Below are 12478 nucleotides of genomic sequence, written 5' to 3'. Positions count from 1 at the left end.
AGAATACCTTTATACTTTAAACTTCAGAACGAGCTTTTCAAGTTCATAAAACTGCGCTTTAAGTTTAGTGCACTCATTGAGGGTATTGTTTAAGTTACTTTGCCCTTGGTTAGACAACTCACTAATTGAATGAATATCACTATCTAAGCTTTGAATAACATGATTTTGCTCGGTTGTTGCATTTGCAACACTGTGATTTACTTCATCTATTGACTCGATTGCCTGTGTAACCTCGGCCATTTTGTCACCCGCAATATGCGCTTGTTCAACGCTTTTCTCGCTGTCTTTAATACTGGCAGTCATTACTTCAACTGCTGACGCCGAGCCCTGTTGTAACTGCGTTATGGTGTCTTCGATCTCTTGTGTTGATTGTTGTGTACGATGAGCAAGCTGACGTACTTCGTCTGCAACAACGGCAAACCCTCGACCCGCTTCACCCGCTCGGGCAGCCTCTATTGCGGCATTTAAAGCAAGTAGATTTGTTTGCTCGCTTACCCCTTTAATCACTTCGAGTACTTGGCCGATACTGACCGTGTGAGCATCTAAGCTGTTAATGGTTTTTTGTGCTTGCTCCATATTACGTGACAGTGCATTAATTGCATTTAAGTTGTCTGCGAGTGCAGACTGACTTTGCAGCGACTGGCTATTTGCACTTGTCGCTAATTTAGAGGCATTACTAGCACTGTTTGATATTTCGACTGCACTTGAAGTTAACTCATTAATTGCCGTAGCCACATTATCTGTACGCTTTGTTTGATCAGCGTACATAGCGAGTGTGCCTTGAGTTTGATTTACTAAGCTTTCAACTAATCGCTCCAGCTCAACCGTGGTACTTTTTACTTGTTCAATTGAACTATGAATTTTTTCTATAAAGGCATTGAAGTAATGACTCAATTCGCCAAATTCATCGTTATTCTCGATTTCAAGACGACGTGTTAAATCACCCTCGCCTTGAGCAATGTCTTTAATTGCATCGCTTAAGCGCTGCATCGGGCGCATTAAATAACGCAATAAAAATTGCATCATCAGTACAATCGCAACAATCCCAATAAGCATGTAAACAGCCGCCATGTTTCTAAATGACGCCACTGACGAATACGCTATCTCTTCGTTGATCACCACACCTAAATACCAATCAACATTCTTAATGCCTTTTATTTTAGTAAACGAGACTAGCTTATCTGAGCCCGCAACTTGCACTTCAACAAACTCTGACTGTAAAGACAGATTTTTGCCAAACAGGTCACGCATATTTTTATCATTATATTTCGTGTCGGGATGACTTAAAATACGTCCTTCGCTATCCAGTAAAAAGCCATAACCAAACCCTAAAAAGTCAATTTCGTTAACGATTTTAGTGATGGTTTTCATATCGATATCAGCGCCAGCAACCCCACTAAATACACCATTTGATTGCATTGGCGCGACAGCTGAAATAGTTAATTCGTTTGTGGTTACATCAATATATGGCGCGGTGAAAGCCGTATTCGTTTTGTTTTCAACAAGCTTATACCAAGGGCGTGTTGTTGCGTCGTAGTCTGGCGGTAATACAACAGATTGGTCATTAAGTACAAACGTCCCATCTGAAATACCAATGTACGTATTTTTAAAATTGCCCGCTTTGTCTGCCGTACTAAGCTGGGTTAATGTCAACGCTTTGCTGTCACCTAATTGGTAGGTATCAGCCACAGAAGACACGATGGCTAGTTTGGCATTAAGCCAGTTAGCAATATTTTGTGACACCGATTGAGAGATCTCTTGCAGAACTAAAGATAGCTGCTCCTGCGTTTGGCTTCGCATTGAGATAAAATTATTAATTGTGAATAAACCCAGCACTATCACTAATACTAATGACGCAGCTACGGTGACTTTGGTGGTAAATTTAAGCGTGCTTTGCATGGCAACCCTATTTGTTGTTATTTTTCGTTGTTAGCCGTTTATTTTTAACAAAATAAAATCACTTTGTCTTATAAATTTAGCTTAAAACCATAAAAACGTCGCTTTTTAAAACCACTTCTTCACGAAAATCGATTACTTTCTGTGTACTCATAATGAAAACCAAACATCAAATTGCAACAGCACAGTTCAGCACCTTTGTTGGAACGTTCCTACGCTGTGAGAGTTCACGTATCACTGAATACGTATTCATAAAATCATACGGCTAAGGTAATCAGGCATAAAAAAACCCCGCGTCTTAAACGCAGGGTTTTCATTAAAAAGAGGCCGCTTTAACCTATTCGTTTTTTCCACGTGTCGGCAAGACGCACAACATTCAAGCCATACCAAGCAATAAACGCATAGCAAATCACTGGAACGAAGAAGCTTTCTTGAATACTAACGGTATCAGCAACAACACCTTGCACTAAAGGCACAAGCGCTCCACCAACAATGGCTAAACATAACCAACCAGAGCCTTTACTCGTTAATGAACCTAGGCTTTCAATGGCAACTGAAAATATGGTTGGGAACATAATTGAGTTAAATAAACCAATCGCCAGCACAGAGTACAGTGCCACATTACCTTCTGTGAAAATTGTCACAAGTAACAATACAATAACCATCATGGCGTTAAAGAACAGCGCTTTAGAAGGGGCTATTTTTTGCAATGCCGCAGAACCGATAAAGCGGCCCACCATCGCACCACCCCAGTAGTATGCAATTAAACTTGCGGCTGCATGCTCTTCAAGCCCCGCAATATGTGCTTCACCAAAGTAATTAACTAAGAAACTACCAATTGAAACCTCTGCACCCACGTAACAAAAAATTCCCACGACTCCCATAATTAAATGAGGGGCTTCTTTTAGGCTATGATTTTTTGCTTTGCAGTCTTGCTCTTCTGTGTGCTCGGCAATGACAGGTAATTTAAAGAACGCAAATACCACAGCAATCGTTAACAGCGCTGCTGCTAGCATTAAATATGGAACCTTAACAGACTCAGCCGTTGCAGCGTTTGCCGCCAATGAGCCCGCGGTACCAAAAAATAAGATCCCGCCAACATAAGGGCCAACCGTTGTGCCTAATGAATTGAGCGCTTGCGCAAGGTTTAAGCGAGATGATGCTGTTTTCTCAGGTCCCAATGCGACAACATAAGGATTTGCTGATACTTGTAACACTGTAATGCCTGCAGCTAGTACAAAAAGCGCACCTAAAAATAGCCAATACTCATGCACTACAACAGCAGGGTAAAACAACATACAGCCAATTGACGCAACGATTAAACCGGTTAGAACCCCGTTCTTATAACCCAATTTTTTCACCAACATACCGGCTGGTAACGACACTATAAAGTAGGCGCCAAAGAAGCAAAACTGTACCAGCATTGCTTCGGTATAGGTTAAATCAAAGACGCCTTTTAAGCGCGGGATCAACACATCATTTAAAACTGTAATAAAACCCCATAAAAAGAACAGGGTCGTCATTGCCGTTAAGGGAAGCAGGTAGTTTTTATTTTGCTGCGGCCCCTCAGCGACAAACGATTGGTTTGTATTAATTTCACTCACGTGGTTTTCACTCCGTTAACAAGTTACGCTTGATTCTACACATTGAAGTAAAAATAGCACAAAGATTTAATAGGAACGTTCCAAAATATTTATTTCCTGCTATAGTTGCTTTAATCAAGAAAACCACCGGAGGCAGCATGCATACTGTCGATTTTAAAAGCCCTGATTTCTTAAAGCAGCACATAAAAGACACGCTCGCTTTTTATCATCCGCATTGTGTTGATAATTCAGCAAATGGTTGCGGTGGCTTCTATCAATTTTTTAAAGATGACGGTCAGATTTATGACAAAGAAACCCGTCATTTGGTGTCCAGTACTCGCTTTGTTTTTAATTATGCAATGGCCTATTTGCATTTTAAAGAGCCTGAATACCTCAGACTAACACACCATGGCTTAGCCCACCTTGAGCGTGTGCATAAGCAAAAATCTGGGGGGTATGCGTGGCTGTTAAAAAAAACCAACGAAGGCAAGGTCACCATTTTAGATGACACGAATCATTGCTATGGCCTTGCGTTTGTATTGCTTGCAAATGCAGTCGCATTAAAAGCTGGCATCAGCGAGTGTGAAAATACCATTTCGCAAGTATGGAATTTACTTGAAACCCATTATTTTGATGCCAAAAATAATGCCTATTTAGACGAATACACTGCCGATTTTAGTCAAGCCGACACTTACCGCGGTCAAAATGCCAATATGCACCTATGCGAAGCACTTTTGATGTGTTTTGAAGCCACTAATCAGCACCACTATTTAGACCGCGCGCTGCTGTTAGCACAGACATTCACACTAAAGTTGGCGGCAAAAAGCCAGCAGTTTGTATGGGAGCATTACCATCAAGATTGGCAGCTCGACCTTGATTACAATAAAGATGACCCTCGCCATTTATTTAGACCGTGGGGCTTTCAACCAGGCCACCAAACTGAATGGGCTAAACTGTTACTGATTTTAAATCGCCATGTTGAATTACCTTGGCTAGTTGAGCGGGCTAAAACGTTATTTGATGACACATTGGCTATTGCATGGGATAACGAGCACGGCGGTATTTTTTATGGTTTTGCGCCAGATAAACAGATTTGCGACAGCGATAAATACTTTTGGGTTCAGGCCGAATCATTGGCCGCTGCCGCCCTACTCGCTGATGCTACACACGATGATACATATTGGCTTTGGTATGAGAAAATTTGGCAATACAGTTGGCAACATATGGTAGATCATCAGTATGGGGCATGGTTTAGAATTTTATCAGCAAACAATCAGGCATACAGTGACGAAAAATCACCTGCGGGAAAAACCGATTACCACACAATGGGTGCCTGCTACGAAGTATTAAAAGTAATAACATTGAGGAATACATAATGAGCTTAGTGTGTTTTGGCGAAGCGCTAATTGACTTTTTGTCTGACGGCAAACAGCCTGAATCATTTACCAAATATGCAGGTGGTGCGCCTGCTAACGTGGCTGTTGCAGCAGCAAAGCTAGGATTAAAAACCAGTTTTTGTGGCATGCTTGGCGATGATATGTTTGGACACTTTATAAAAGATGAGCTGGCACAGCATGGCGTTAACACCGATTATTGCCAATTTACCGATGCCGCTAAAACAGCACTCGCCTTTGTTTCACTAGATGAAAGCGGCGAACGTTCATTTAGCTTTTATCGCCCACCCGCGGCCGATTTACTTTATCGGGTAGATGACTTTAACAGTTCGATGTTTACTGAACATGCCATTATGCATGTATGTAGTAACAGCCTTACTGAGCACAACATCTATCAAACAACAATTTACGGCCTTACTCAGGCGAAAAAAGCCGGTGCAATTTGTAGTTTTGACATGAATCTGCGCGAAAACCTGTGGCCAAGCATGCGCCATACGCTAGATAGAATGTGGCATGTTATCTCTTTGTCAGATATCGTAAAACTTTCATTTGAAGAACTTGAGTTTCTAAATCAAAAAAGTCATCAGGCAATGCCACTTGAACATACCATTGATACCATTTTAAAGGCAGGTGTAACCTGTTTGCTCGTTACCAATGGCGGTGAAGCAATTAACGTTTATCACGCTGATTTTAAAGGCCAAGTAAGCCCACCAGCCACCAACGTTGTTGATACCACTGCCGCAGGCGATGCCTTTATTGGCGGTATGCTGTCAAAGATTGGCCAGCACTGTGAAAATAAGCAACGTTTTAAAGAGTTTTGCCAAACACAAGCGAATATAGAACAGACCATTGCTTACGCCGCCAAAGCGGGCGCTTTTGCAGTGAGTCGCTATGGCGCATTTGCGTCATTGCCAAGCGCAGCAGACTTAGCCTAAATTAACAGTGAACACGGCAATCACACATGCCGTGTTCATTTTCTTCGTTACAACTTTGACTCTTCATTCGAGCATTTGTCTATAATCGGTAAGTATCTAAGCACTTTCATTTGCGGATCAATAACAACATGGTCTCCTTGCTGAATGGCAATATTTATACGACCCTCTTTAGGGTAATAGGTGTTCGATTCTCCATTAATTTCCACAGGGATCGGCATCGGAAATTTATTCCCTTTTAACGAGGCTGTATTCCAACTTAACGTAATGTTATGTGGTGTTTGTGTTACTTCAAGCTCAGGTAATTCAGCCTGCTTTAGATACACATCAAAAAACCATTGATAGTCTTTACCCGTTAAACGATTAACAATACTAATAAACTCGTCGGTGTTGCGATAACGAGGCGCAATTGGGTAGGTTAACGATGCGGTGTTATTCACACCGTAAAGCAGCTCTCGTGTTGCTTGCCAAAATACATCTTCACCCACAAGCCAGCGAAGAGTATGCAGTGTCCAGCCACCCTTACCATATATATCGGAGTTAAACGCTTGGTCAGATGTAATTTGACCTTCAAGCACAACTGGCGCACAGTTTTTAAGACCTAAATAGGCTTTATACATACTGTGATTGTAGGCTGCGTCACCAAATTTATATAAGCTGTAACTGGGTTGCATATAAAAACCAAACCCCTCATGAAGCCATGCATCATTGAGCTTTTCGTGAGTCATTAAATTGCCAAACCATTCATGGGCAAGCTCATGCTGTAATAACCAATCATATCCATTGGGATCACGCACATACTTTTTGCCATACGCATTGACTGTTTGATGCTCCATGCCTAAGTGTGGCGTTTCAACAAAGCCTAACTTTTCACCGCCCCAAGGATAGGGTCCGAGCATTTTCTCAAAAAACGTAACCTGCTGGCGTAAATCATTGTCGATAAGCTCGCGTGCTTTTTGCTCATTTTGTGTGAGAGACCAAAACTCAATAGGCACCGTCGCGCCATTCACACTGGTATACTCTGTTTGAATACGCGTATAGGGCCCAATATTAATCGCAATATTGTAATCACTTGCTGGCACCGATAATAACCAATCGAATTGTTGCTTATTATCACTCAGTTGCGTGATAGTTTGCAGTACACCATTACTCACTGCACTTAAACCATTTGGCACAGTCAAACGAATACGCATACTATCGGCTTTGTCTGCAAAATGATCTTTGCAAGGCCAGAACAAGTCACACCCTTCCCCTTGTACTGCCGTTGCAATCCATGGCTCACCCGATTCGGTTTGTGAAAAAACAAAACCCCCATCCCAAGGTGCATTTTTAGCAATGTGTGGCTGCCCTTCATAAGCAACGGACACACTAGTGACACTCCCTGGCGCTTTTTGTTCACCTAAATCAATGGTGATCACACCTTGATTTCGTTTAAAGTTAAGTGGCTTATCTTGTGAGGTAATTGCGGTAATTGTAAATCGGCTATCCAGTTTAAGTTCGACAAACCGAGTGGGTGCTAAAATTGTAAAGTCGGTTTTTGATAGCCCCTTTAATCGTTTCTTATTTGGTATGACTTCAAGTGCTAAATCGTAATGTGTTACATCAGTCTTAATAGCAATCTCTGATAGCGCTTGTCCTGTGTCACCAATAACAGGGTCTAGGGGTAATGGGTTTGTACTGCACCCCACTAAAATTGCACTTATAACAGCAGCAGCTGTTGATTTAATTAAATTAATACCCTGCAAAACACCTTCTCCATTCATTATTTTTATTATTTCATTTATCGCATAGCTTTACAGGTAATACAGCGATTTGCGTTGAATTACCCTGTTACAAAAATCTTATCATTGTTGATCAAGCAAATATGGTGAAGGGTTTGTAATCATGGTATGTTTTTTAACTAATTAAAGAAAAAGGAATTCAAGCTATGAATAATAAGCTTCTTGCTGTAGGTGCTGTTGCAATTGTTGCAGGTGCAGTGTTGTATTCACAAAATAAAGCCAGTGTTGATGTAGATTTACCTGAGCTTGCCTATGTGCCAGCAGATACTGCCGTGTTTTACGGCCAATTAAAGCCATTCCCGTATAGCAAATACTTTGCACTTATGCCTGATGCAATGAAAGGCACCAACGACTTCACCCCTATTATTGCTGAGCTAAAACAAACCAGCGATCCAAACGCTGTGTTTCTTGCTTCGTTAATGGAAAAGTATCAACAGTCTTTAAGCTCTTATGATGCGTTTAAATCAATGTGGGGGTTTGGCGATGACTATAAAGGAATGATGTATGCGCAAGGTTTAATGCCAATTGTTCGTTTTGAAGTCGCTGACCAAAGCAGTATTATTAATAGCATTAAGCAATCTGCCGACGAAGCAGGTATTGCTTACACAAGCGAAACACTTGATGGTGTAGACTACACACGGTTTAACATTAGCCTTGAAGGCTTAGATAATATCGACCTGATTGCGTCGACGCATAACAACTGGGCGACATTAACTCTAGCAACCCCTCTTTCGAACAATCAAGACTTACGCATTGCCCTTGGAATAGAAAAACCAGCTAAGTCACTCGCTGATACTAAAAAGCTGCCTGAGTTAATTAGCACTTTTTCACTTGATGGCAACTCAGTTGGCTATGTTGATCACCAACATATTGCCAATGCAATTACGGGTAAAGAAGACTCGCGTTTGCACCAAATGCTCACAGAACTTCTCAACAAAGCCCAGCAAGCCAATGCATTAGACGCAATTTCAACACCCGAGTGTCAAGCTGATATCGCTTACATTGCTCAAAAATGGCCCGCAACCGTATCGGGTACCACAAAATCACGTATTACAGCTGATTATGCCGATTTCGATGTTAAAGCCGTATTACAAAGTACCGACCAAGACTTACTAAATACTCTGCAGGCCGTGCGTGGCTTTGTGCCAAAACACACGACACAGCTTGATGGTCAAATGCTCAGTGTTGCTTACGGGATTGATGTTGCAAAAGTACTGCCACTCGCCAATACATTGACTGGCGCATTGAAGTCAGCCGAATTTAAGTGTGGCCCGATTGTCGCTCTACAAAATGAAATGCGTGATGTCAGCACTGCGGGGCTTGCTATGGTCTCGGGTTTTGCAAATGGCGTTCAAGGAATGAGTTTAAGCGTACAAGATGCCAAATTTACGCTTGATGACACTCAAGGCCCACAAGTTGAAAGCCTCGATGCCCTAGTGACTTTATCAGCCACTGATGCACACGGTTTATATTCAATTGCGCAGGGGTTTGTTCCACCACTTGCAAATATAAAACTGCCGGCCAATGGTGATGCTGTAGTCATTAATGAATATATTCCTTCGCCTGTCCCGCTTAATTTTGACATTAAAATGGCGATGAAAGGTAATCACATCGTGATTTTCACGGGTGATCAATCAGCCCGTATTGCAAACGAATTAGACGCGCAAAGTGTCACAAAAAATGGGTTTGTGAATATGGCGTTTGATATCCAAAAAATCCTTTTACCGTTACTTGATACGATTGCTGCAACAGGTCAGTTAACCAATGAAGAAATGGCTGAGCTTGAAGCCCTGCGTGACCAACCCGTAGGTGTATTTTTTGCCACAGACATTACTGACAACGGCATAGGACTTGAAAGTAACGTACAAATTACTAAAAAGTAATCGCTTAAACTGATAAATGAGAAGAGCGCATTAGCGCTCTTTTTGTTGCTGCCATTTTAAAGAGTTATTAGTATCGCGGCTGCTAAAAATAGTCGTGTCTGAGCTTTCAATGCCACCCAGTTTGGCTAACCTGTCATACAGCACAACATTACACGTAGCAGCTAAATTCATGCAGCCAATGGTAGGCACATAAACCACTTCATCACACCATGTCAGCACGTCTTTACTGACCGAACCATCTTCGGGTCCAAACACATAAAACGCATTTTCTGGGTGCTTAAATTCGGGTAATGGCGTGGCGCCTTCTACAAGCTCTATCACTACCGTTGTTGCGCCTTCTGGCTTCGCTTGCTCAAGGCTTTCAACTTGCGTCAGTGGGATATGCTCAAGCACATTTTTGGTATCAGTGTGGTACTTATTCGCACGCAGATAACGGCTGCCGGTAAAAAAAACCTGCTGGGCGTCGTAACATCCTGCGGCGCGTAATACACCGCCAACGTTGGTTGGGCTTTTGGGGTTTATAAGGCCAATCGATGCTTTTAGCGTAGTCATTAATCGATGTCCATGGTTGGCCATTCAGCAACATATAAATCAAAGTCGTCGAGGTCAACATGACAGTCTTTTATCGTTTTATCACGCACCGAAATACCTAATTGGTGCATCATTTCTTTGCTACCACCATGGAGCAGTGGGTGCCAAGACGCAAGACCACGGCCTTCATGCAAACGACGGTAGCTGCAACTTTGTGGCATAAAGAAGATATCTTTTAGGTTTTCTTTGGTGAGCTTTACACATGAAGGCACGAGAGTTTGACGATTAGCATACTCACTACAGCCACAGCTATCGTTATCAAGGTATTGGCATACGATATTCGTGAAAATAAGCTCTTCACCTTCGCGAAGTTGATCTGTTGCGGCAAATTCATCTTCGTCTTCGCTGTCAATAAATGTGTTTAAACAACATTTACCACAGCCGTCACAAATGGCTTCCCATTCTTCTCGTGACATTTGCTCAAGCGAGCGCTTAAGCCAAAATTTATCTTCTAACATGGTATTACTCAAAGCCCCTAACAGCGCGCATTCTAGCTTAAAGCCAGCATGCGCGCAAAGTTTAGAGTGCTAGAGCTCTTACTTTTGCTCGCTAACCCAACGCTTAATTTTCTCTTCAAGAATCGGCATCGGTAATGCACCATCGATCAGAATTTGCGTGTGGAACGCTTTAATATCGAACTTATCACCCAGTTCTTTCTTACAATAATCGCGTAGTTCTTGAATTTTAAACTGACCTAACTTGTAAGACAGTGCTTGGCCTGGCCATGCGATATAGCGCTCAACCTCAGCAATAATATCACTTTCAGCCATCGACGAATTCGCAAGCATGTAATCAATACCTTGCTGACGAGTCCAGCCTTTTGCGTGGAAACCCGTGTCGAGTACTAAGCGCATTGCTCGCAGTTGTTCGTCAGATAAACGGCCATACCACATGTAAGGGTCGGTAAATAAACCTAACTCTTTACCTAGGCTTTCTGCATAAAGTGCCCAGCCCTCAGCAAATACGGTGTACCCACCAAATTTACGAAACAGCGGTAAGCCTTCAATTTCTTGTTGTAGCGCAATTTGGAAATGATGTCCTGGTGCCGCTTCATGAATTGATAAGGTTTCAAGTAAAAACTTAGGCTGTGCTTTTAAGTTAAACGTATTGATGTAAAAAATACCCGGACGTGAGCCATCTGGCGCAGGTGATTGATACGATGCCCCCGCAGCAGATTCTGCGCGGAAATCTTCAACAGCTTTTACAACGTAAGGCGCTTTCGGCGCAATATCAAACATTTGCGGCAGCTTTGCGTCAATTTTTTCTTTCACTTCTTCATAAGCCGCAATCAGCGCTTCTGGGGTGTCGTAGTAAAACTCATCAGAGGTTCGAAGGTGTTCAAAAAACGCTTTTAAATCCCCTTTAAAACCAACGGCTTCTTTTACTTTTTTCATTTCAGATAAAATGCGTGATACTTCACTTAAACCAATGTCATGAATTTCATCAGCGTTTAGGCTCAGTGTTGTATGCTGCTTAATTTGATACTCATACCATGCTTTACCATTTGGCAGCTCACTGTAACCAATGCTTTCGCGGGCATTTGGTATGTATTCGTTGGCTAAAAAGTCAGCCATTTTTTGATACGCAGGCACTAAACGCTCACTGATCATCGCGGTGTATGCGCTTGTCAGCTCTGCTTTTTGTTCGTCGCTGAATGACTCCGGTAACTGAGCAATCGGCCCCCAGAATAATGACTCTTCTGGTTTTTCTACGATATGTGTTTGAAATTGTGGTAATAGTTTTTCAGCAAGCGGTTTAGGAAGTACCACCTTGTCTTTCATGCCTTGGCGCATTGATTGCTCAACGCTCTCTAACCAAGCGATAAAGCCATCTGCACGTTTTTCAAATGCTTTATAGTCTTCAACGGTATTAAAAGGTTGTGCGCTTTGCCCAGACCCTAACGCGGCAAAAGTGTTATGCGCGCCGCCCATTTGATTTATGGGCATTAAGTGACTTGGGAATTGTGACCCTTCAATAGCCAAATCCAAGTCTCGAGCGAGTATTTCATAGCTTAATAAAGACTGGCCTGTTAATTGTGCCTTATCAATATTTGCCAGTTTGTTTTTATATTCTTTAATGAAGTTAAGCTGCTCATTGCGATTGGCTTCATTGATCGGAGCAATAAAATCGTCGTTAAACTCGTTTCGGCCAATATAAGTGCCACCAATCGGGTTGAATTGTAAACCGTCTTCAAAATAATTGGTCAGTAATGTATCCAGTTGTGCGCTGGCTGATTCTGTTTTTACAGATGGTTGTGCTGCTGTTGTAGGTGTTGTTTCGCTTTTTGGCGTTGACTCATTACAACCCATTAATGCGAGCATCACTGCTGAACTAAGTAGTGCTAATTTTATGTTTTTCATTCTTTCCCTGCCGTTAAATTAAGTACCCGTAAATTATGCGGGTTTAGCGCCCTGTTTA

Annotated in this window: 9 protein-coding genes; 3 read left to right on the top strand and 6 right to left on the bottom strand. The window is 42.1% G+C overall.

The genetic code is table 11. From position 1 onward, the window contains the following. Positions 1-9: 9 nt before the first annotated feature. Together BM378_RS09825 and BM378_RS09820 are read right to left on the bottom strand one after the other, a co-directional pair. Positions 10-1899: a methyl-accepting chemotaxis protein gene (locus tag BM378_RS09825; protein WP_065979075.1), complete on the bottom strand. Its 1890-nt coding sequence runs from the start codon at positions 1897-1899 to the stop codon at positions 10-12. 329 nt (positions 1900-2228) lie between these two features. Next, a complete protein-coding gene (locus BM378_RS09820) occupies positions 2229-3500 on the bottom strand; it encodes a sugar MFS transporter (RefSeq protein ID WP_036971900.1) in 1272 nt (423 codons plus the stop codon). A 137-nt stretch (positions 3501-3637) separates the two neighbouring features. Here BM378_RS09820 and BM378_RS09815 point away from each other — a divergent pair, with 137 nt between their 5' ends. Then, entirely contained in the window at positions 3638-4855 is a 1218-nt protein-coding gene (locus BM378_RS09815; protein ID WP_074989085.1) for an AGE family epimerase/isomerase, read from the top strand. Next, complete coding sequence (locus BM378_RS09810; protein ID WP_074989084.1) at positions 4855-5808, top strand: carbohydrate kinase family protein; 954 nt, start codon at positions 4855-4857, stop codon at positions 5806-5808. Before BM378_RS09815 ends, BM378_RS09810 begins: the two co-directional genes overlap by 1 nt. 47 nt (positions 5809-5855) lie before the next feature. Here BM378_RS09810 and BM378_RS09805 read toward each other — a convergent pair whose 3' ends face one another. After that, positions 5856-7550, bottom strand: coding sequence for a M1 family metallopeptidase (locus BM378_RS09805; protein WP_227006862.1), 1695 nt, complete (start codon positions 7548-7550; stop codon positions 5856-5858). 182 nt (positions 7551-7732) lie between these two features. Here BM378_RS09805 and BM378_RS09800 point away from each other — a divergent pair, with 182 nt between their 5' ends. Continuing rightward, a complete protein-coding gene (locus BM378_RS09800; protein ID WP_065979071.1) occupies positions 7733-9469 on the top strand; it encodes a hypothetical protein in 1737 nt (578 codons plus the stop codon). A gap of 30 nt (positions 9470-9499) precedes the next feature. Here the strand turns inward: BM378_RS09800 and BM378_RS09795 are convergent, their stop codons facing one another. From BM378_RS09795 to BM378_RS09785, 3 genes are all read right to left on the bottom strand, one after another. Next, entirely contained in the window at positions 9500-10021 is a 522-nt protein-coding gene (locus BM378_RS09795; RefSeq protein WP_036971908.1) for an RNA methyltransferase, read from the bottom strand. Beyond that, positions 10021-10518, bottom strand: coding sequence for a YcgN family cysteine cluster protein (locus BM378_RS09790; protein WP_065979069.1), 498 nt, complete (start codon positions 10516-10518; stop codon positions 10021-10023). The genes BM378_RS09795 and BM378_RS09790 overlap by 1 nt, the downstream gene beginning before the upstream one ends. Before the next feature lie 78 nt (positions 10519-10596). Beyond that, positions 10597-12420: a DUF885 domain-containing protein gene (locus BM378_RS09785; protein ID WP_074989083.1), complete on the bottom strand. Its 1824-nt coding sequence runs from the start codon at positions 12418-12420 to the stop codon at positions 10597-10599. Positions 12421-12478: the final 58 nt, after the last annotated feature.

Source organism: Pseudoalteromonas lipolytica, assembly GCF_900116435.1.
GTDB lineage: Bacteria > Pseudomonadota > Gammaproteobacteria > Enterobacterales > Alteromonadaceae > Pseudoalteromonas > Pseudoalteromonas lipolytica.
Note: the sequence above shows the minus strand (reverse complement) of the source record. Positions and strands in the feature narration are given on the sequence as shown.